19 protein-coding genes are annotated in these 21,357 nt (G+C 65.9%); 3 read left to right on the forward strand and 16 right to left on the reverse strand.

Annotated features, from left to right (window positions below; all coding sequences use genetic code 11):
* Positions 1 to 153 precede the first annotated feature (153 nt).
* The 11 genes from coaD to rpe form a co-directional block, all read right to left on the reverse strand.
* Complete coding sequence (gene coaD, locus Q6E04_RS06395; protein WP_303249963.1) at positions 154 to 633, reverse strand: pantetheine-phosphate adenylyltransferase; 480 nt, start codon at positions 631 to 633, stop codon at positions 154 to 156.
* A gap of 30 nt (positions 634 to 663) precedes the next feature.
* Positions 664 to 1,239, reverse strand: coding sequence for a 16S rRNA (guanine(966)-N(2))-methyltransferase RsmD (gene rsmD, locus Q6E04_RS06400; protein WP_303249964.1), 576 nt, complete (start codon positions 1,237 to 1,239; stop codon positions 664 to 666).
* 11 nt (positions 1,240 to 1,250) lie between these two features.
* The gene (locus Q6E04_RS06405; protein ID WP_303249965.1) at positions 1,251 to 3,467 is read right to left on the reverse strand and encodes an ATP-dependent DNA helicase RecG; all 2,217 of its coding nucleotides are present in this window, start codon (positions 3,465 to 3,467) and stop codon (positions 1,251 to 1,253) included.
* A 17-nt stretch (positions 3,468 to 3,484) separates the two neighbouring features.
* On the reverse strand, positions 3,485 to 5,113 hold the full coding sequence (locus Q6E04_RS06410) for a DAK2 domain-containing protein (protein ID WP_303249966.1): 1,629 nt from the start codon (positions 5,111 to 5,113) through the stop codon (positions 3,485 to 3,487).
* A 28-nt stretch (positions 5,114 to 5,141) separates the two neighbouring features.
* On the reverse strand, positions 5,142 to 5,489 hold the full coding sequence (locus Q6E04_RS06415) for an Asp23/Gls24 family envelope stress response protein (protein ID WP_123197439.1): 348 nt from the start codon (positions 5,487 to 5,489) through the stop codon (positions 5,142 to 5,144).
* 155 nt (positions 5,490 to 5,644) lie between these two features.
* Positions 5,645 to 5,836 (reverse strand): 50S ribosomal protein L28, encoded by a 192-nt coding sequence (gene rpmB, locus Q6E04_RS06420; RefSeq protein WP_303249967.1) that lies wholly within the window; start codon positions 5,834 to 5,836, stop codon positions 5,645 to 5,647.
* A 94-nt stretch (positions 5,837 to 5,930) separates the two neighbouring features.
* Entirely contained in the window at positions 5,931 to 6,665 is a 735-nt protein-coding gene (locus Q6E04_RS06425; protein ID WP_303249968.1) for a zinc ribbon domain-containing protein, read from the reverse strand.
* Position 6,666: 1 nt separating this feature from the next.
* A complete protein-coding gene (locus Q6E04_RS06430) occupies positions 6,667 to 7,578 on the reverse strand; it encodes a Nif3-like dinuclear metal center hexameric protein (RefSeq protein ID WP_303249969.1) in 912 nt (303 codons plus the stop codon).
* A 53-nt stretch (positions 7,579 to 7,631) separates the two neighbouring features.
* Entirely contained in the window at positions 7,632 to 8,441 is an 810-nt protein-coding gene (locus tag Q6E04_RS06435) for a histidinol-phosphatase HisJ family protein (protein WP_303249970.1), read from the reverse strand.
* Positions 8,438 to 9,610 (reverse strand): cysteine desulfurase family protein, encoded by a 1,173-nt coding sequence (locus Q6E04_RS06440; protein WP_303249971.1) that lies wholly within the window; start codon positions 9,608 to 9,610, stop codon positions 8,438 to 8,440. The genes Q6E04_RS06435 and Q6E04_RS06440 overlap by 4 nt, the downstream gene beginning before the upstream one ends.
* A 4-nt stretch (positions 9,611 to 9,614) precedes the next feature.
* Complete coding sequence (gene rpe / locus Q6E04_RS06445) at positions 9,615 to 10,316, reverse strand: ribulose-phosphate 3-epimerase (protein ID WP_303249972.1); 702 nt, start codon at positions 10,314 to 10,316, stop codon at positions 9,615 to 9,617.
* Positions 10,317 to 10,548: 232 nt separating this feature from the next.
* Here rpe and Q6E04_RS06450 point away from each other — a divergent pair, with 232 nt between their 5' ends.
* Positions 10,549 to 11,019: a methylated-DNA--[protein]-cysteine S-methyltransferase gene (locus Q6E04_RS06450; RefSeq protein ID WP_303249973.1), complete on the forward strand. Its 471-nt coding sequence runs from the start codon at positions 10,549 to 10,551 to the stop codon at positions 11,017 to 11,019.
* 77 nt (positions 11,020 to 11,096) lie between these two features.
* Here the strand turns inward: Q6E04_RS06450 and Q6E04_RS06455 are convergent, their stop codons facing one another.
* The 5 genes from Q6E04_RS06455 to metK form a co-directional block, all read right to left on the reverse strand.
* Positions 11,097 to 13,163 (reverse strand): RsmB/NOP family class I SAM-dependent RNA methyltransferase, encoded by a 2,067-nt coding sequence (locus Q6E04_RS06455; RefSeq protein WP_303249974.1) that lies wholly within the window; start codon positions 13,161 to 13,163, stop codon positions 11,097 to 11,099.
* Position 13,164: 1 nt separating this feature from the next.
* Positions 13,165 to 14,106: a methionyl-tRNA formyltransferase gene (gene fmt / locus Q6E04_RS06460; RefSeq protein ID WP_303249975.1), complete on the reverse strand. Its 942-nt coding sequence runs from the start codon at positions 14,104 to 14,106 to the stop codon at positions 13,165 to 13,167.
* A gap of 47 nt (positions 14,107 to 14,153) precedes the next feature.
* On the reverse strand, positions 14,154 to 14,693 hold the full coding sequence (def, locus tag Q6E04_RS06465; protein WP_303249976.1) for a peptide deformylase: 540 nt from the start codon (positions 14,691 to 14,693) through the stop codon (positions 14,154 to 14,156).
* A 205-nt stretch (positions 14,694 to 14,898) separates the two neighbouring features.
* Positions 14,899 to 17,082 carry a primosomal protein N' gene (gene priA / locus Q6E04_RS06470; RefSeq protein WP_303249977.1) on the reverse strand — a complete coding sequence of 728 codons (2,184 nt, stop codon included), beginning with the start codon at positions 17,080 to 17,082 and terminating at the stop codon, positions 14,899 to 14,901.
* Between the two features lie 312 nt (positions 17,083 to 17,394).
* Complete coding sequence (gene metK / locus Q6E04_RS06475; protein ID WP_303249978.1) at positions 17,395 to 18,660, reverse strand: methionine adenosyltransferase; 1,266 nt, start codon at positions 18,658 to 18,660, stop codon at positions 17,395 to 17,397.
* A 435-nt stretch (positions 18,661 to 19,095) separates the two neighbouring features.
* Here metK and Q6E04_RS06480 point away from each other — a divergent pair, with 435 nt between their 5' ends.
* A complete protein-coding gene (locus tag Q6E04_RS06480) occupies positions 19,096 to 19,827 on the forward strand; it encodes a DUF1461 domain-containing protein (protein WP_303249979.1) in 732 nt (243 codons plus the stop codon).
* 108 nt (positions 19,828 to 19,935) lie between these two features.
* The coding region (gltX, locus tag Q6E04_RS06485) for a glutamate--tRNA ligase (protein ID WP_303249980.1) at positions 19,936 to 21,357 on the forward strand (1,422 nt) is incomplete at its 3' end.

The following is a 21,357-nucleotide window of genomic DNA, read 5'->3' on the forward strand; positions in this document are numbered from 1 at the left end:
GGACGAAGAGACGACCCGTGTGCAATATCGGGTTATTTTAGCACGAAAAAGCGGCATCGATGCTATCTCCACACCGCATGCCCCTTCGCACGTGCCGTTTCGCTCGGTCGCGCGCATGCGGCCGAGCGGACCCGGAATGCGTTCGAACGCCCCTTAGTGGGCGAAACGGGCACGCAGCGCGGCTTCGACACACGGCGGCACGAGCTCGCCGACCTCGCCGTTGAACGAGGCGACCTCGCGCACGATCGAGCTGGAAAGATACATGTACTGCGGAGGAGACATGATGAACATGGTCTCGATATCCCTGTTCAAGCGATAGTTCGCGGCCGTCATCTGGAACTCATATTCGAAGTCGGTGATGGCGCGCAAGCCCTTCACCACCACGTTGGCGTTGATTTCGGCGGCGAAATGCACGAGCAGGTCGTCGAACGGCTCGACCGTGACGTTGCCGAGCGCAGCCGTGGCCTCGCGGGCGAACGCGACGCGCTCGTCGAGCGAGAACAGCGGGCCCTTCTTCGCGGAAGCGGCGACGCCCACGACGATTTCGTCGAACATCTGGGACGCGCGGCCGATGACGTCGAGGTGCCCGTTGGTAATCGGGTCGAACGTGCCTGGCACGAGAGCTTTCTTCATGAGATGGTCCTCCTTGCGAACCGTGGGAATTTACGAGAGGCGGAAAAGGTCGATGACCGTTTTCGAGAATCGTTTGCTGGCAAGTATATCCGCTCGCACGCCCTTGTCGGCGAAAAACGCGCCCAGGTCGCACGACGCGTCGTGCTCGTAGCTGATGACGGCGTCGTCGGACAAGCGCCCGCCGTCGCGCAGGGCGGCCACCAGACCATACACCTCGTCGGCCGAAAACGCGTACGGAGGATCGAGAAACACGATGTCATAGGCGGATCCGCCGGCAAGAGGCGGATTCTTCATCACGTCGGCGCGAAAAATCCGCGCGCGATCGACGGGAAGCCCCAGCATGTCGACATTAGAGCGCAGCGCCGCCAAGGCGGCCTTATCGCGCTCGAAGAAATGGGCCGACGCCGCGCCGCGCGACAGGCACTCGATGCCCAAGGCGCCGCTTCCCGCAAACGCGTCGAGGACGCGGGCGCCCTCGAGCGGCCCGTAAGCCGAGACGATCGTGCTTATCAGGGATTCCTTAACGCGGTCGGTCGTCGGGCGCGTGGACGAGCCCTTCGGGGCCGCAAGCGGCCTTCCTTTGTACAAACCAGCGATAACGCGCATCGTGCATCCTCCTATCGGCGCGAACGCGCCTGGGTTTTCCCCGAAGGGCTCCCCCGCCCCTCGTCTTGCCGCACGAAGGCCGCCTCGGCCTCGCGGTACAGCAGTTTCAATTCGTTGCTCGCCCCGTCGCGCGCCTCGGATTCGACCAGACGGCGAGCATCGGCATGGGCAGCCTCGATAAGCGCGGCGTCGCGCGCCATGTCGACCAGCTTGAGCATGCCCGCGCCATGCTGCCTATTGCCGAGAATATCGCCCTCACGGCGCTGCGACAGGTCGTATTCCGCCAACTCGAAGCCGTCGTCGGTACGCTCCATCGCCGTCAGGCGCTCGGTCGCGACGGCATCCGACGTTGCCGCCACCAAATACACCTCGCCCGGCAGGCTCGCGCGTCCCACGCGCCCGCGCAGCTGATGCAGCTGCGCGAGGCCGAAGCGCTCGGCATCTTCGACGATCATCACCGTGGCGTTGGCGACGTCGATGCCAACCTCGATCACCGTGGTGCTCACCAGCACGTCGATCTCGCCCGCGGCGAAGCTGTCCATGACGGCGCGCTTCTCGGCGGGTTTCATGCGGCCGTGCAGCAAACCTACTTTATAGGCCGCAAAGGTCTTGGCTTGCAAGAACGCCGCTTCGGCCTCGGCGGCCTTCGGATCGTCGCCGCGCATGTCGTCGTCGGATTCGATATACGACGGACCGTCTTCGGCCGCATCGACGCGATCCTTCCCGCGACCCTGCCGCGGCTCTTCGGCATCGGAAGGCTTCTTCCTACCCACCAGCGGACACACCACATAGACCTGCTCGCCGCGCGCGCAGGCGGCAAGCGCCGCGTCGTAGGCCCGGCCGCGCTCCCTGAAACCGACCACCTCGGTCCTGCGGCCCGCAGCGTTCGCGGGCGCTTCGCGCAGATAGCTCAACGACATCGTGCCGTGCAGAGCAAGCGCGAGCGTACGCGGAATGGGCGTGGCGGTCATGGAAAGGAAATCGGGCGCCTCGCCTTTGGAGACGAGCTTGTCGCGCTGGCCGACGCCGAAGCGCTGCTCCTCGTCGACGATGACGAGCGTGCATCGCTTGCACACGACGTCGTCTTCGAGCAGGGCATGCGTGCCGAACGCCGCCGACACCTCGCCCGAAGCGAGACCCTCCAGAACGCGGGAACGCTCGCACGCCGAGCTCGAACCGGTCAGAAGTTCCCAGCGTATGCCCGCCGCGTCGAGCAAGGGCCCGAGCTTTGCGGCGTGCTGGCGGGCCAAGACGTCGGTCGGCGCCATCATGAGCGCCTGCGTGCCGCTGTCGGCGGCCACCGCCAAGGCGAACGCGGCGACCATGGTCTTGCCCGTGCCGACGTCGCCGAGCAGCATCCTATTCATGCGCTCGGGCGAGGCCATGTCGCATCTGACCTCTTCGACGGCAAGCATCTGATCGCTCGTGAGCTCGAAGGGCAGCACGCCGAACAGGCGACCGAAGCACGACCCGTCGACGCGGTGCGCGAACGGCGTACGCCCCTCGAACGCCTGCTTCTGACGGCGCATCAGCTGCACCTCGAGCAGCAGCACCTCTTCGTAGGCAAGACGGCGCCGCGCCTGGGCGCGCTCGGCCATCGACGAGGGGAAATGCACGGCGCGCAGGGCGCAATGACGCGACATGAGCCGGTATCGCACGCGCAGCTCGTGCGGCAGAGGGTCGTGCATACAGGCGCACGAGTCCAAAGCGGCCGCGGCCAGGCGACGTATCGTTGCGCCCGGCAACCCCTCCGTCGCCCCATAGACGGGCACGATCCTGCCCGCGGACGGATCGTCGTCGGCGTCGAGCTTGTCGAGAAACGGCGAGGTCATACGCTTGAAGCCATAGTTGAACTCCATCGTGCCCGCGACGCTCACCCGCGTGCCCGCAGGAAGCGACTTCGCAAGCCACGGCTGTCTGAAGAACGTGACGATCATGGCGCCCGTGCCGTCGACGAGCGTCACCTCGGCCAATTCGAAGCGGGGCTTGGGACGCTTGATCTTCACTTCGTGCACGCGCGCCACCACCGTCGCAGGCTGCCCGATGGGCGCCGAAGCGATGGTCTGCAGCCGCGACATGTCTATATAGCGACGAGGGAAATACGTCAGCAGGTCGCGCACGGTTTGCACGCCCAAACGCGAAAGCGCCGCCGCCCTGGCGGCGCTGATGCCCGCGAGCTGCGTCACGGGAGAATCAGGCCGCAGAGCGGCGGCGAGTCGGTCGATCATATCGATGCGGCCTGTCGTTATTCGAGGGAGAACACCACGGGATAGAGCGCCTGATCGCCGCGATGCGGGTCGACCTCGATATCCTCGTAGGCTTCTTCGATGCGCGCAACCAGGGCGTCGAGCTCTTCGTCGCTCATCTGCTCGCCTGCGAGAACGGTCATGGTGTCGGCCTCGTCGGCGCCCATGACCTCGAGCAGCGCCATGACCACGTCGGCGACATCGCTGCCGACGCTTTCGATGGAGCCGTCGGCGATACCGATGACGTCGCCGTCCTTGATCGGGTTGCCGTGGGCGTCTTTAGCGTCCTTGATGGCGCGCGTGACCTCGCCGGTCTTCACCTCGGAGAAGGAGTCGGTCATGGACTCGACGTTGTCTTCGAGAGAAGCCTCGGGGTCGAAGCCGAACAGCGCGGAGAACGCCTGCGGAACGCTCTTGGTGGGAACCACGGCGCAGGGCTTCTCGGACACGTCGACGCAGGCCTGAGAGGCCATGATGATGTTTTTGTTGTTGGGCAGGATCAGCACCGCATCGGCGTTGACCTTGTTGACCGCCTCCAGGATGTCCGCCGTAGAGGGATTCATGGTCTGGCCGCCGGAGACGACCACGTCGACGCCGAGCGACTCGAGGATCTTGGCATTGCCGGCGCCGGGAGCCACCGCGACCACGCCTAGAGGCTTGCGGGCCTCGGCCTTCTCGCTTTCGAGCTTCTCGGTGCGCTCCTCGCTCTGGAGCTGCATGTTGTGGATATGCACCTCGGAAATCTGCGCGTCATGCGTCAGGAACCACCCCAGAACCTGGTCGGGACGGTTGGAGTGCACATGTACCTTGAAGTTGGGGTGCATGCCCACCATAAGGTCGCAATCGCCCATCGTGGGCAGGAAGTCCTTCGCCTCGTCGACGTCGATCGAGTCGGAATGGACGAGGAACTCGGTGCAGTAACGATACGCGGAGCCCTCCCAGTCGTTGATCTGCTCGATTTCGACCTTGGGAGCCGGGCGCGCGAACGCCATGGCGTCGCCCACGAAGCCGTCCTTGCCGGTCAAAGACGCGGCGAAGGCGTCGATCAGGATGGCCAGGCCGAAACCGCCGGCATCGACGACGTTATTTTCTTTGAGGACGGGAAGGTAATCGGGGGTGCGCTGCACGGAAGCGTAGGCCTCGGCCACTACGGCGTCGAGGGCCTCCTCGAGGGAGAGCTTCTTCTTGCGAGCCTTCTTCGCCGCGGCGGCGGCGTCTTCGACGACCGTGAGAATCGTGCCCTTGACCGGCTTGCGCACGGCTTGGAATGCGACCTCGACCGCACGAGCGAAGCAAGAGTCGAGTGCGGCGGTGTCGAATTCTTCGTGGCCCTCATAGCCCTCGCACAGACCGCGCAGGATCTGGGAGGTGATGACGCCCGAATTGCCGCGGGCGCCCATGAGCGCACCGGTGGTGATGGCCTTGCGGATTTCGACGTTGGTGGCGCCGATTTCGAGCTTGGCGAGGTTGTCGACCACCATCTGCATGGTCAAAGACATATTGGTGCCCGTGTCTCCGTCAGGGACGGGGAACACGTTGAGGCGATTCACTTCCTCTTTGCGTTCGGACAGCGCCTTGGTGGCGGCCGCAACGGCATTGAGGACGTCGTTGGTCGTATGCTTGCTCATAGATGTCTATATCTCCTTGGAACCTGCGCTACTTGCGCACCTTGATGCCCTGAACGTGCACTTCGACGCGTGCGACGGGCACCTGGGCATGCTCGGTCAGCATATAGGTGACGTTGTCGATGAGATTCTGGGACACGGCGTTGATGTTGGTGCCGTACTCCACCACCACGTACAGATCGACATGCACGCCATCCTCTTTGGCCGCGACGACGACGCCGCGACGAAGACGATTGACGGGCAGAATGTTCGCGATGCCGTCGGAAACGGTAGGAGCCGCCATGCCCACGATGCCGTAGCAGCCGAGGGCGGCGTTGCCGGCCAGATCGGCGAGAACGTCGTTGGAAACGTGAAGATTGCCGGAAACCTGCTGCGTCATGAACTCATTCCTTTCTCACGACTGCTAATGCAACCGTAAAGTATAGCCCTTGCGAAGGACACCCGACCGCGATACCGCCCTTTTCCAGCGGTTCTATGCGAAAACGAACACAAAAAAGCCCGCATATGCGGGCTTTTGCACATAGCGTGGCTTATTTACGCGCGGGTAACCTTGCCGGCCTTCATGCATTTGGTGCAAACGTTCTTCTTGTGCACCGTGCCGTTCTTCTCGACGACGGTCACATTCTGGATGTTCGGGCGGAACTTACGGTTGGTGACGCGGTGAGAGTGGCTGATGGAACGACCCGCCTGAGGGGCCTTACCGCAAATTTCGCAAACCTTAGACATAATCATTCACTCCATTACTATCAGATTTCATCTGGATGCAAGCGTAAAGCTTGTCTACTATAGCATGCAGAAATACCTGTGACAATACTCTTTTTTACCCCGCATAGCGCTTGTCGACTACCATGAGGCGACCGCAGTGCGGGCACTGGGACAGCGGGTATTCGCTGCGCAGCACCAAGACCTTGCTCGGGTCGATTTTCGTCCTGCACGTATTGCACGCGCCGTCGACCAGATGCGCCAGGGCCACGCCCTGCTTGGCGCGGGCGATGCGGTCGTAGACGGCCATGATATCGGCGCCGACGGCCTCGACGAGCTGCGCGCGCTCGCCTTTGAGCTCGCCGATCTTGGCCAGAAGCGCTCCCCCTTCGCGGCGGTATTCCTCGACCAGCGCGAACTCGCGCTGGTCGAGGCGGGAGAGCATGGCGTCGATCTGCGGCTCCATGCCTTCGATATCGGCCAGGCGCGCCGCGATCGACGCGATCTGCTCCGCGATTTCGGCCTGGACCTGCGAAATCTCTTCGAGCTCAGCGCTACGGGCCGTCGCGACGCGGTAGTCGCCCGCCGCCTCCTCGATGGCGCGCTGGGCGGCCTCGAGCTTTTCGACCTGGGCCTGTTCCTGCTCGCGCAGCGACGCTATCTGGGTTTCGGCGTCTTTGCGCGCACCCAGCAGAGCACGGCGCTTCTGCTGGATGGCGGAGCGCTTCTCGCGCGCCTCGGCGATGCCCTGCTTCTGCGGCAGCGCGTCGATGCGGCACTCGAGCTGCGCGATCGACAGGTCGACGTGCTGCAGCTTCGTAAGGCCGATGATCTGGTCCGATGTGGCTTGCATGCTATACCCTCCTGCTTTCGGGGTTGCTCCAGTTGCGATCCTGCGCGAGGCAGGTTATCGATTCGCGCGGCACGCCGAGGCTTGCCGCCGCCTCGGCGAGAACCGCCGCGAACGGCAGTTCCGACACGTCGTGGCCGAGCTCGATCAGAGCGAGTCCCGCCGATGCCGCGTCGAGGGCCGTATGATACTTCACTTCGCCGCAGACGAGCACGTCGATTCCCTGTTCGATGCACAAGTCGGCGGCAGGGCCCGCCGAACCCGTCCACGTGGCGACGGTTTCGACCGGCATGTCGGGATCGCCCCACATGCGCGGAGCACGGCCGAACACCGCGGTGCAGCGCAGCGCGAGCGCCTCGAGCGTCAAAGCGCCGTCGGAAGCCCGCGGCACGCACACCTGGCCGTATCCGAGGCGCGCATCGCGCGCAAGCGGATCGAGCACGCCCGTGCGCTCGAGCGAGAGCATGCCGGGAAGCATCCCCTGCGCGGCGGCGCTCACATCGAGCGCGGTATGGTAGTTCACCAAGGCGACGCCGCGGACCGCGGCCTCATAGACCGCCTGCCCCGCCGCGTTCGCCCCGCTCGCGCGCGGTCCGATCGGCGCGGGCGGCTCGAGATATGCGGGATGATGCGTCAACAGCACGTTCGCACCCGCCGCCTGGGCGCGACGGATGGCGTCGACCGTCGGGTCGAGCGCCGTGGCGACGCCGCGAAGCGTCGTGGACGCATCGCCCACCGAAAGGCCCGTCCTGTCCCACGGCTCCGCGTCGGACGGAGGGAAAAGCGCCGAAAGCCCCTGCACGAGCTGCCCGACCGTTTCGGGACGCTCGGCGCGCTGCGAGGCCAAAGGCCCGCTCGCGACGGCTCTCAACTGCGATTCGGACGCCTGCGCGCCCTCCTGGAACGGCTCGTCCATGAAAACCTCCTTCGGTCGGCCGCGCTTGCGCGCAGCCATGCGGCACAGGCCGCCTACAAATCCCAGAAACGCACCCCGCGGCCGTACCCCGGCACGGCGAGCTTGCGATATCCCGCAGCGCGCATGAGGTCGTACGCCTCGCGCACGCCGCGCGCAGCATGGTCGGCCTTATGCGCGTCGGTTCCCACCGTGCACGGCACGCCCACGCGGGCGAACGCGCTCAGAAGGTCGGGGGCGGGATACATCTGCGCGCAGGGCGCGAACAGGCCCGAGGTGTTGACCTCGATCATGCGCCCGCCCGCCGCCGCGGCCTCGGCCATGCGCTCGTAATGCGGAGCAAGGTCGAACGACGGATAATGCGCGAACTTCTTCACCACGTCGGGATGCGACATCACGGTGAAGGGAGCGTCGCTCGTCGCGGCGTCGCACCACAGCTCGATGTAGCGCAACCACGCCGCGTCCACATCGGCGCTTTCCCAGCGCTGCGCATGGCGGCTGCCGTTGATGAGCCATCCGTCGACGAAGTGGACCGATCCGAGCACGATATCGAAGCGGTCGAAATCCTCGCAGCGCAGGTCGCGCTCTTCGTCGTCGCCGAGCCAATCGAGCTCGCAGCCCAGAAGGACCTCCATATCGGGCACGCGATCGCGCTCGGCGAGCACGGCGGCGCAGTAGTCTTCCAGAAGCTCGGCGCGCATGCTCGAATGGCCCGTGGGGTCGATCTTGTCGCCCACCGGGTAATGCTCGGTAGCGGCCACCACGCGCACGCCCGCCTCGCGAGCGGCATCCACCACGTCGGACAGCGCGTCTTTCGCATGGCCGCAAAACGTCGAATGGGTATGCATCGTCACAAGATCGGTCATGAGACAACCTCCTCGAACGCCGAGATGAACGCATCGATATGGCCACGTTCGGTATATTCGCCGAACGAGATGCGCAAAAGCCCCTGGGCCAGATTGCGAGGCACGCCGATCGCGGCAAGCACGTGCGAGGGGTCGAGCGAATTCGACGAGCATGCCGATCCTCCCGAAACGCACACGCCGCGCAGGTCGAGCTGCAAGATGGCGGTCTGGCTTTCCATGCCGCGCACGCAGATGCTCACGATATGCGGGGCGAACGTCTCGTCGCCAGGGGCGACGCCGACCGCCGCGCGCACGGACGGATGCATGCAGAGCTTCTCGTAGAGCTCGTCGCGCCATGCGCGCGTACGCTGCGCGAACGCGGCCTGCTCGCGCACGGCATGCTCCATCGCGGCGGCGCATCCCACGATGCCAGCGACATTCTGAGTGCCGCTGCGCAGGCCGCGTTCCTGACCGCCGCCCACGAGCAGGGGCTCGAAAGGCGTGCGCGTCTTCAGGTACAAAACGCCGACGCCCTTGGGGCCGCCCACCTTATGCGCCGAAAACGACGCCGCATCCACGCCGAGCGCGCGCACGTCGAAGGCTATCTTGCCGAGCGCCTGGACGGCGTCGACATGGAACAGCGCGCCGTGCTTGTGCGCCACGGCCGCCAAGGCCGCGGTATCCATCACGGTGCCCACTTCGTTGTTGACCGCCATGATGCTCACGAGAACCGTGTCGTCGCGCATGGCCGCCTCGAGCGAATCGGGCGACACGCGGCCCGCTGCGTCGTTTTCGGCGAAGGAGGCCTCGAACCCGAGGCGCTTGAGGGCGGAAGCGCACTGCAATACCGCGTCGTGTTCGACGCGCGAGATGACCACGTGGCCGCCCGCGCCGCCCTTCAGCCTGCGACGCTCGCGCTGGCCGAGGGCCATGCCCAGCAAGGCGGCATTATCGGCCTCGGTGGCGCCCGACGTGAAGATCACCTCGTCGGGGCGGCTCGCGCCGAGCGCGCGGGAGGTGCGCATGCGTGCGTCCTCGAGCGCCGCGAACGCCTCGCGGCCCACGCTATGGACCGAATTCGCGTTGCCGAACGGCGCCTGGACGCCCGCCTGCAGATACGGAGCCATGGCCTGCGCCGCACAGGCGGACAAAGGCGTGGTGGCGGCGTTGTCGAGATAGATGCGCTCCATGACGCTACGCGATCGCGGCGGTGCGGGCCTCGTCGGCGGTCTGCACCATGGCGGCGATGGCCGCGGCGCGATCGGCCGTGCCGAACACGGCGTTGCCGGCGACGAACACGTCGGCGCCCGCAGCGGCTACGGCGCGCGTGGCGTCATTGGCGCCCAGGCCGCCGTCGACCTCGATCAGGGGGCTCGCCTGGGCCGCACGGGCGATTTCGACCACGCGGGCCACCTTCTTCTCGGTGCCTTCGATGTATTTCTGGCCGGAGAAGCCGGGATAGACGCTCATGACAAGCACCATATCGAGCTTATCGATGCAGGGCTCGACCACGCTGGCGCGCATGTCGGGCTTCAAAGCGAGGCACGCCTTGGCGCCCGCTTCGTGGATCATGTCGATCGCGCGGTCGAATTCGCCGGTGGGTTCGTCGAGGGCCTCGGCATGCACCGACACGATCGCGGGCTCGTGCTCGAGGAACCACGGCAGCTGATTGAGCGGGTTCGAGATCATCAGATGCACGTCGAGCGGCAGGTCGGTGATGCGCTTGAGCTGCTTGACGAAGGGAACGCCGAGCGTCAGGTTGGGAACGAAATGGCCGTCCATGACATCCACGTGGACGAAGCCCGCTCCCCCTTCCTCGATCACGCGGATGTCGCGCTCCATATTCATGAAGTCGGCCGACAGGATGGACGGTGCGATGCGGGGTTGGGTGAACATCGGATTCCTTTCGTGGGCATACAAGGTCTGCTGGATGCCTCAATTCTAACGCAAGCGCCGGACGCTGCCCGAAAGGCTGCACGAATCCTGCGTAGTTTCTCTCAGACCGGCACATGCCGTTCGCCGACGCGTCCGACCGACGAGTCCGCTCCGTAGCCGCGCGGCTCGTGTCATAATGGAGCTTACGCATGCGCGCACGGATGCATGCGCACGTCCCGGAAGAAAGGCGGCCATGAACCACTTCGTCTACGCGATGCCTCCGGGCAGGCTCACCATCGTCGCCAGCGACTACGGCATCGCGCGCATCGCTTTCGGCGACGTCCCCTTCGACGCGCCGCGCCGACCGAGCGCCCTCACCAACACGGCGGCCACCCAGCTTCAGGAATACTTCGCGGGCAGGCGGCGCGCCTTCGACGTGCCCGTCGACCTGCAGGGAACGCCGTTCCAGCTCGAAGTATGGAACGCCCTGCGCGCCATCCCCTACGGACAGACCCGCACCTATGCCGACATCGCCGAAGAAATCGGCAAGCCGCGCGCCTTTCGCGCCGTCGGCATGGCCAACAACAAAAACCCCGTCCCCATCATCGTGCCCTGCCATCGCGTGATCGGCACGGGCGGCAAGCTCATGGGCTATGCGGCGGGGCCGAAGATCAAGCGCTACCTGCTGGAATTGGAAGGCGTCGACCCGTCTTCGCTGCATTAACCGAAACGCCTCCGCGCAAAACGAAAGGCCGGAAAGGGCAACCCTTTCCGGCCTTATTCATTGCGTGGAAAACGCCTTTAACGAACGCGCTTCATGCGAACCGCGTAATGGGCGTCGGCGCCCGAAGCGCTCAGCGTGGTGGCGATCGTCTCTTCGATTTCGAATGCCTCGCCGAACTTCGTGCGACAGAAGCGGTCGACCACCTGGGCGTTTTCAGCCTCGAACACCGTGCAGGTGGCATACGTCAGCGTGCCGCCGGGCTTGACCATCTTCGCCGCTTCGGCGAGCAGGTCGTATTCGATCGCGGCCATCTCTTCGATCTGCTCGGCCGTCAGGCGCCAGCGGATCTCGGGGTGGCGGCGCATGGTGCCCGCACCCGAGCAGGGAGCGTCCACCAGGACGACGTCGAAGGAAGCCTCGGGAAGCTTCTCGGACAGCTTGCGGGCGTCCGCCGTCAGCGGGCGCACCGACTCGATTCCGTAGGCCGCCGCGCGCTTGGCCAGAAGCTCGCCCTTGAACGCGTGGTCGTCGACCGACACCATGGGAATGGTACGGCCGAACTTGCGCACCGCGTTACCCTGCACGAGGATCGTCTTGGTGCCGCGGCCCGCGCCGATTTCCAAGAACGCCTCGACGTCGCCTTCGGGGCACGCCAGAGCCGCAATGGCCTGGGCGGACTCGTCGGACACGCAGACGCTGCCGTTCTCGAACAGCGCGCGCACGGCGGGCTTGCGCAGAACGCGGGCGTCTTTCACCAGATAGCATCCCGGAACGGTCGCGGAGGGCTCCATCAGGCTTCCCGCCTGGTCGAACACTTCGACGACCTCGGACTCGTCGGCCTTGATCGGGTTGACGGCGATAAAGACCGGCGCGTCGGCATTGCTCGCGCGCATGAATTCGGTGGCCTGCTTGAGGCCCATCTCGTTCATGAGGCGCTTGGCGAACCACAGCGGGAACGCCTGGGAGCGGGCAAGCACCTGAAGGCTCAGGTCGGGGTTGCCGTAAGGGAACTTCTTCGCGCTCGTCGACATCTTGCGCAGGACCGAATTGGCCAGGCCGGATGCCTTGGGCTGGACCGAACGCACCAGCTCGACGCCCTGGTCGACCGCGGCGTAGGCGTCCTTGCCCAGGAAGAGCAGCTCATAGGCGCTCACGCGCAGCGCGTCGCGCACGTCGTCCTGGATGTCTTCGGGCGAACGCAGGTTGCGGTCGATGAACTCGTCGAGCGTGCCGAGCGTCGAGGTGACGCCGCGGGCGATCTTGGTGGCGAACGCCGCATCCTCGGGCGAGATGCCCTCATGCTTGGCGATGACCGAAGGGGTCACTTCGGAGACGAAGGCCTCGCGCTCGCGCACGATGCGTCCGATCTCGCACGCCGCCGCACGGCCCGGCGAAAGCTTCACGGGCTGAGGACGGCCGCCGCGTGCGCCGCGGGAACCGCCGTCGCGCGAACCGCGGCGAGCGTCGCCCTGGGGACGGTCGTTGCGACGAGGACGCTGCTCGCGCTCGTCGCGCACGGGGCGGACGTCTTTTTCGACCGCGGCCTCGGACGCGCCGAAGCGCGAAGAGGCGCGGGGGCTCGTCATCACGGGACGCTCGGGAGCGACCTGCGTGCGACGCTCGTCGTCGCGGCGGTCGTCACGACGATCGAACTTCTTCGGGCCGCGCTGGCCGCCGCGCGCGCCGTCCTTGGGACCGCGGTAGCCGCCCTGGCGCTTGTTGTCGAAGGGCTTATCGCCCGGCTTGCCGCGATAGCCGCCCTGGCGATCGGATTTCTGGCCGTCGTACTTCTTGTACGGCTTGCCGCCGCGAGAATCGCCGTTGCGGAAATCGCGGTCGTCGCGACGCCCGTTGTACGAGGGCTTGCCGGAACCGTACGATTTGCCCTCGCCCGGCTTGCCGCCGCGGTATCCGCCGCCGTTGGGCTTGCCGCCGCGATAGCCGCCCTCGCCGGGCTTTCCGCCGCGGTATCCGCCGCGCGAATCGCCCGAAGGCTTCTTGCCGTCGTATTTCTTATAGCCGCCGGAAGAACGTCCGTCGCCGCGGCCGCCCGCAGGCCTGCCTGCGCCGCCACGACGAGGGCCGCCGCCGTTGCCGCCGCGTCCCGCTGCTCCTCGATACCCGCCTTGATGCTGGTCGGTCATGTTATATACGCTCCCATACCATAGTGCCTGATTTGATATTCTGCACGCCGCTGGCGAATGCCGCCGCGTTCATTTCCTTCTTGCCGTCCGGTTTCACCGAGACGATTTCCAGCGCTCCGTCCGCACAGCCGACGAACAGGCGCTTGGCGCGAAACGCGACCGCGCCGGGGGCCGCAAGGGCCTCGCCCTCCTCGTCCTGGGGACGCTCGGCCTCGAGAACCGTGACGTTTTTGCCCGCCACCGTGCAGCGGCACGGATGCGCGGCGCTCGACGCGCGCACGCGACGCAGGTTGACGTCGACCGTGTCGGCGGGGTCGATGTTGAGTTCGCCCTTGCCGATCTTTTCGGCGTACGTGGCCTCGGCGTCGTCTTGCACCGTCCAACGCACCGCGCCTTCCTCGATCGCATAAAGCGCCGAAAGCAGGGCGCGAGCGCCCAGATCGGCCAGCTCGGCGGTCAAGGCCGCGCAGTTCATGTCGCCGATTTCGCACGACCTGCTGACGCAGTAGTCGCCGGTGTCGAGGCCCGCCTCCATGCACATGATGCACACGCCGGCTTCGCGCTCGCCTGCGAGGATCGCGCGCTCGATCGGAGCGGCGCCGCGATACTTCGGCAGAAGCGAGGCGTGCACGTTCAGGCAGCCATGCTCGGGAATGTCGAGCACCTCCTGAGGCAAAATCTTGCCGTACGCCGCGACGCAGATCGCGTCGGGGGCGAGGTCGCGCAGGCGAGAAAGCTCGTCTTCGTCACGCAGGGTGCGCGGCTCGAACACGGGGATGCCCGCCTCGAGCGCGACCTTCTTGACGGGCGAAGGCTCGAGCGCCTTGCCGCGGCCGCGCACGGCGTCGGGACGCGTGTAGACGGCCGCGATGTCGTGCTGTTCTTTCAATTCACGTAGGATATTCGCCGCGAAATCGGGCGTTCCCATGAAAACGATACGCATGCGCATCACCTTTCCGGCCTGATGCGAAATCAGCGCCGACTCGACTGCTAGATGCGGGTCTCGCCCGGCTTGGCGCCCGCGGCCTTGGCCTCCTCGTAATCGTGCAGCGCCTGGATGCGTGCGGAAAGGTCGCAGGATTCGAAGAGGGTCTTGCCGTCGAGGTGGTCGATCTCATGCTGCAGGCAGCGACCCAAAAGGCCGTCGCCCTCGATCATCCATTCTTCGCCGTCGAGGTCGAGATAGCGCACGACCGCGTATTCTTTGCGACGGATAGGCACCGAGATGCCGGGGCACGAAAGGCAGCCTTCCTCGTCGACCACTTCGCGGCCGCGAGTCTCCACCAGCACCGGGTTCACCATGACGATGGGATTCTGCTCGCCGTCTTCCTGGTCGCAATCGACCACGATAATGCGCTTGAGCACGCCGACCTGAGGAGCCGCGAGGCCGCAGCCGTTGTTCTTATACATGGTTTTCGCCATCTGGCGAGCAAGCTTTTTGAGCGTTTTGTCGTTGGGGTCGCACACCTCGCACACCTGGCGCAGCGTGGTGTCGGGATACGTGACCACCTTGAGCGTATCGAATGCCATGATTCAAACCTCTATCCGTATTGTCAAACCGCAATTTTTCAGCCGCGAGTATACCGGAAAGCATGCCGCCCCATGCCCGCCGGCGGCCCCATCAGGGGCCGCGCGGGTCGCAAAACCGAAATTGCTCCACACAACGGGGCGCCGAACGGACGCGACGCACCGCATGCGCCCGAAAACAGACGCGCGAACGCGGGCCGCAGCCCTTCTACAGCAAACTGAGGGGATCGACGTCGCAGGCCACGTTGACGCGCTTGTGCGCGCGCCTCCCCCTGATCGCCGGAGCGATGGCCGCGGCGATGTCGGCGTCGACGGGCGCTTTGATCAGAATATGCCAGCGATGGCTGCCGCGCAGCTTGTCGATCGCGCAGGGCGCGGCGCCGAGGCTCGTCCAGCCCTCGCCCGCCACGTCGCGGATCATCTTCTCGACCTGCTCGGACAGCCCGATCGCGACCTCGCGCACCTCTTCGACCTTATCGCCCCAGACCAAGATGTTGACCAGACGCACGTAGGGCGGATAGCCCAGCAGCTTGCGCTTGGGCAACTCGTCGGCGAGAAAGCGCCTGCGGTCGTATGCCGCCGCCGCCTGGATCGCGCAGCTTTCGGGCATGTAGGTCTGCACGAGCACGCGGCCTTCGAACGCGCCGCGTCCGGCGCGGCCCGCCACCTGTTCGACCAGGTCGAACGTGCGCTCGGCGCTGCGGAAGTCGGGCAGGCGCAGCTGGGTGTCGGCATCGATCACGCCCACCAGCACCACGTCGTCGAAATCGAGGCCCTTCGCGATCATCTGCGTGCCCAGCAGGACCGCCGCGCCCGGGCGCGCGAACTCGTCGAGCAGGCGCGCATGGGCGTCGCGCGTCGACGTGGTGTCGGCGTCCATGCGCACGATCCTCACCTCGGGGCGGTCGGCCAGCAGATTGCGCAGCTCCGCTTCGACGCGCTGGGTGCCGGCGCCGAACTTCTTCAGGTACGGGCTCCCGCAGGCGGGACACACCGGCGGGGCGGGCATGCGGCGGCCGCAATGATGGCACGCCAGCATGTTGCCGCGCTCGTGGTAGGTCAAAGACACCGAACAGGTGGGGCATTCGGGCACGAAGCCGCAATCGCGGCAGAGCACGAAGCTCGCGAAGCCGCGCTGGTTCAAAAGCAGCACCGCCTTGCGGCCCGCATCGAGCGCGGCGTGCAGGTCGGACACCAGCTCACGCGCGAACATCGAGCGCGAGCCGCTGCCGAATTCGCACGCCATGTCGATCACGCGCACCTCGGGCATGGGCTTGCCGTTGGCGCGTTCGGGAAGCGCCACGCGATGCCAGGACGGATCGGCCTTGCAGCGGCACAGCGTCTCGATCGACGGGGTCGCGCTGCCCAGCACGAGCGCGGCGCCGTGGCGCTTCGCCATCCAGGCGGCCACATCGCGCGCATGGTAGCGCGGGGCGCTTTCCTGCTTGTACGTGCTTTCGTGCTCCTCGTCGATCACGACGACGCCCAGCGAAGGCATCGGGCAGAACAGGGCGCTGCGCGCGCCCACCACGACGCGCTTCTCGCCGCGGCGCACGGCCTCCCACTGGTCGAAGCGCTCGGCCTGCGTCATACGGGAATGCATGACGGCGACCGTGGCGCCGAAGCGGCTTTCGAAGCGCGAAACCGTCTGCGGCGTGAGCGCGATTTCGGGCACGAGCACGATGGCGCCGCGCCCCAGTTCGAGACTGCGCCGGATGGCGCGCAGATACACCTCGGTCTTGCCCGAGCCCGTCACGCCGTCGATCACCACGACGTCGCCGCAGCTGCGCTCGACGCAGGCGCGCACCGCATCGAAGGCGCGGCGCTGCCCTTCGGTCAGTTCGAACGTTTCGAGGGCGTGCGCACGGCGGGCAAGCTCGGCGTCGGTCGCAAGAGGCGCATCCGCATCGGCGTTTTTCGCCTTGCGGCGGCGGGCCGGCTTTTGCAGCTCCCAGCCGTCTTCGCGCTTGACCACCTTCGGCGTGCGGCCCGCGGGCGTCAGAAGATGCACGCACGAGCTCAGCGGCGCCAGATAGGCATGGGCGATGTATTCGATAAGCGCCGCTCCGTCTTCGTCGAAATACGGCGCGGACAACACGGCCAAAACGGCTTTGAGCTCCTGTTTCTTTTCGCGAGGAGCTCCTTCGCCGCGTATGTCGTCCACGAAGCACATGCGGCCGGGGACGCTTACGGCAGCGTCGGCGGGTTCGTCGAAGAAGGAGTCGGCGTCGCCTTCTTCGGCCATGACGTAGCCCACCGCGCGACGGCGGCCGAACTCGACCAGCACGGCGCAGCCCACCTGCACGCCGTCCATATCGTCGGGGACGGCGTAGGTGTAGGTCGTGTCGAGCGCCTGGGTCTGGATATCAAGCACCACCGCAACGGTCCGCATATGCCCTGCAGCTCCTTCCCTCGCCGCCGCCGTCATGATCGAACGATTATCTGCATGATATTTGCAGTTGGCGGTCTTTTTCCAGCCGATTTCGCGCCGTCGGTCCGCGATGCTTCAGCAAAACGCCTGGTCGCGCGATTTGCGATAGACGCGCCGAGCCGCAATGCGCCGTTTTCGGCCCCATAAAAGACCGCCAACTGCAAAAAACGTACAAAATAAAGGCGTCCTCCGACGTCGCCGTCGAAGAACGCCTCGATACTCTTGCATAGAAGCGGCCGTTCGCGCCGCTTCGGCAATGCGGGGTTCGCCCTCTTACAGGCCGCAGGCCGCGCGCAGGGCGTCGGCACGGTCGGTGCGCTCCCACGTGAATTCGGGGAGCTCGCGGCCGAAGTGACCGTAATTGCTGGTCAGGCGATAGATCGGGCGGCGCAGGTCGAGCGCGTCGATGATCGCGCCCGGACGCAGGTCGAAGACTTCCTCGACCGCGCGCTCGATGTCTTCGATGGCCACCTTGTTGGTGCCGAAGGTCTCCACCAGAACCGAAACGGGGTGCGCCATGCCGATGGCGTAGGCGATCTGAACCTCGCAGCGGTCGGCCAGGCCTGCGGCCACGACGTTTTTGGCCACCCAGCGCGCAGCGTAGGCGCCGGAGCGGTCGACCTTCGTGCAGTCCTTGCCGGAGAAGGCGCCGCCGCCGTGACGGCCCATGCCGCCGTAGGTGTCGACGATGATCTTGCGGCCGGTAAGGCCCGCGTCGCCCATGGGGCCGCCCACGACGAAGCGGCCGGTGGGATTGATGTGGATGCCCGCGTTTTCGTCGAGCACGACGCCTTCGGCCTCCATGACCGGCTTGATCACCTGTTCGACGACGTCGCGGCGAAGCGTGTCGTTGTCGATGTCTTCGGAGTGCTGCGTCGAAACGACCACCGTCTCGACGGCGGCGGGGACGCCGTTCTCGTAGCGCACGGACACCTGCGTCTTGCCGTCGGGACGCAGATACGGAAGGGTCTTGTTCTTGCGAACCTCGGTCAGGCGCTCGGACAGACGATGCGCCAGATAGATCGGCATCGGCATGAGCGTGGACGTCTCGTTGCACGCGTATCCGAACATCATGCCCTGGTCGCCTGCGCCGACGCTCTCGTAGGGGTCGGCCTCCACGTCGGCGCCGTGCTGGGCCTCCCAGGACTCGTCGACGCCCTGAGCGATGTCGGAGCTCTGCTCGTGGATGGCGTTCATCACGCCGCAGGTGCTGGCGTCGAAGCCGTACTTGGCGCGATCGTATCCGATGTCGGAGAGCACGCCGCGCACGATTTCCTGCACGTCCACATAGGACTGGGTGCGGATCTCGCCCGCCACGACCACCATGCCGGTGGTGACGAGCGTCTCGCACGCGCAGCGCAGCTGGGTCGGGTCGGCCGGCTGGCCGGACGGCGCGATGTAGCCCTCTTCGGCCAACGCGATTTCCTTGGAAAGGATGGCGTCGAGGATGGCGTCGGAAATCTGGTCGCAGATCTTGTCGGGATGGCCTTCGGTCACGGACTCGGACGTGAAGACGTAGCTGGAATGGGTATCGGTCACGATTCCTCCTTCATCGTTGTTGGCAGGACCACCTTGGCTGACGCGCCAGGTTGGTGTCGGGATCGGCAAGCCAACCCTCTCCCCCGACTCTGGATAAACGGCTGCATATATTACATATGAAGCACCGCGGCTTTCGCCACGGCCCTCAAACTCCGAAATAATATCGTGAAAGCGCAGCGGCGGCAAGCGGGTACACGCCGTCCATGAAATCGCCACCCGCCGTCATGCGGCACTGCGCATGTCCTCGGCTCAATCCCCCGGCAAACCGCGAAAACCCAGGTCGCCCTCATCGGCGCACGACGGCGCCCGCGCCGTGCCGACCGCAAAACGAAGACCCCTGCAAAACAAGCGCCTTTCGCGAGAATCGCACGCAAGGCGCGGCCGTCGGGCACGCATGCGGCATAATAGGCGCACGAAACCGAACAGGAGGATTCCTTGAAAACATTGAACATGATCGCCCGTATCGTCGCCACGGCAACGCTCGCCGTGCTGCTGGCGACGGCAGGGCTTTTCGCCTGCTGCGCACGCCCCACCACCCTTTTCCTCGCGCAGGCCACGAGCAACGACGCCGACTCGCCCTACGGCAAGGAGGCCCTCGTGGGGCTGGCCGCGCTCACGCGCGACTACACGGTGGACGGAGCCGACCGCGCCGCCACGCTCGATACGATCGCGCAGGCGGCATCCGACGTCTCGCCCGCCGTGGCCCAAAGCGCCGACAAAGCCACGGCTCTTCAAAAGCTCGGCGAGCGCTACACCCTGACCGACGACGCGCTCGACCACCTCGACGACGTCTACAACGTGCTGGTCGGCATACGCTGGGCGCTCGCGGCCGTGGCCGCGGCCTGCATCGCGGCGGCCGCCCACGTGTACGTGCGCTGCGGCAAGAAGGAATTCGGCGCGGTGCTGAGCCGCGCCGCGATCGCGGTGATCGCCGTGTTCGCCGTGCTGGCCGCCTGGGTCGTCGTGGATTTCGACGGGTTTTTCGCGGCGTTCCATTCGCTGTTCTTCGCCGACGGAACTTGGACCTTCGCATGGGATTCGCTTCTCATCTGCATGTATCCGCCTGCGTTCTGGCTGGGAATGGGCGCCGTGTGGCTGGCCGTCACGGTTGCGGCCTGCGTTGTTTGTTTTATCATAGGGAGGTTGCTGCGCAAACGCTTCGCATAGCGTCGCGCTCGACCGAACATCGTTTCGCATCCGCGCGGAAACGCGCTCCCGACGAGCGTCCCGCGCGTCTACCGCATACCTTCTCGCACCTGAAGAAAGGAACTCGGCATGACCGACACCGTACGCGTCCGCTTCGCGCCTTCGCCCACCGGCAAGCTGCATATCGGCGGCGCCCGCACCGCCATCTACAACTGGGCGTTCGCCCGCGCCATGGGCGGCAAGTTCATCCTGCGCATCGAGGACACCGACCCCGAGCGTTCCACCGAGGAGAACACGCAGATCATCTTGCGCGCCATGCGCTGGCTCGGCCTCGATTGGGACGAAGGTCCCGAGGTCGGCGGCGAGTTCGGCCCGTACAAGCAGACCGAGCGCTTCGACACCTACACCGCCGCGCTCGAGACGCTGAAGGAACGCGGCGCCGTGTACCCGTGCTTCTGCACGAAAGAAGAGCTCGACGCCAAGCGCGAGGCCGCCGAGAAAAGCGAAGGCGGCTACGCAGGCTATGACCGCACCTGCCGCAACATGCCCGCCGAAGAGGCCCAGGCCCGCATCGAGGCCGGCGAGCCGCACGTGTGGCGCCTGAAGGTTCCCGAGAACCACGGCCCGATCGAATTCGACGACGCGGTGTACGGCCATATGAGCTTCCCCGCCGAGGTCATGGACGACATGATCTTGGTGCGCACCGACGGCACCCCCACCTATAACTTCGCCGTGGTGTGCGACGACGCCAACATGAAGATCACCCACGTGGTCCGCGGCGACGACCACCTGTCCAACACCCCGCGCCAGATCCTGATCTACGAGGCGCTGGGCCTGCCCGCGCCCACCTTCGCGCACCTGTCCATGATCTTGGGCGGCGACGGCAAGAAGCTGTCCAAGCGCCACGGCGCCACGAGCGTCGAGGAATACGCCGAGCGCGGCTACCTGTCCGACACCATGGTGAACTTCCTGGCGCTTCTGGGCTGGAGCCTGGACGGCGAGACCACCATCATCGACCGCGCCACGCTGTGCGAGAAGTTCGGTCTGGACCGCATCACCAAGAAAGACGCCGTGTTCGACGAGACCAAGCTCGACTGGATGAACGGCCAGTACATCAAGGCCATGGACGCGAAAGACTGGGTCGAGGCCTCCCGCCCGTGGCTGATCGAAGCCGGCGCCACCGCCGAGGACATCGACGCGCGCCCCGAGTGGTACGCCGCGCTGCATCCGCTGCTGGCCGAGCGCGAGACGCACCTGACCGACGCCGCCGAAAAGCTGCCCTACATGTTCTGGGGCGCAAACGTCACGCTCGACGAGAAGAGCGTCAACAAGGTCCTGAAGAAGGAAGGCGCCCGCGCCGACGAGGCCCTGCGCGCATGCCGCGACATCCTGGCCGACGAGAGCCGCGCCTGGGAATGCGACGCGCTGCAGGAAGCCTGCCGTGCGCTGTGCGAGCCCATGGACATCAAGCCGAAGAACATGTTCCAGCCCCTGCGCGTGGCCGTGTGCGGCAACATGGTTTCGCCGCCGCTGTTCGAAAGCATCGAGCTT

Origin of the sequence: uncultured Slackia sp., assembly GCF_959608125.1 — a bacterium.
In the GTDB taxonomy this organism is placed as follows: Bacteria; Actinomycetota; Coriobacteriia; order Coriobacteriales; family Eggerthellaceae; genus Slackia.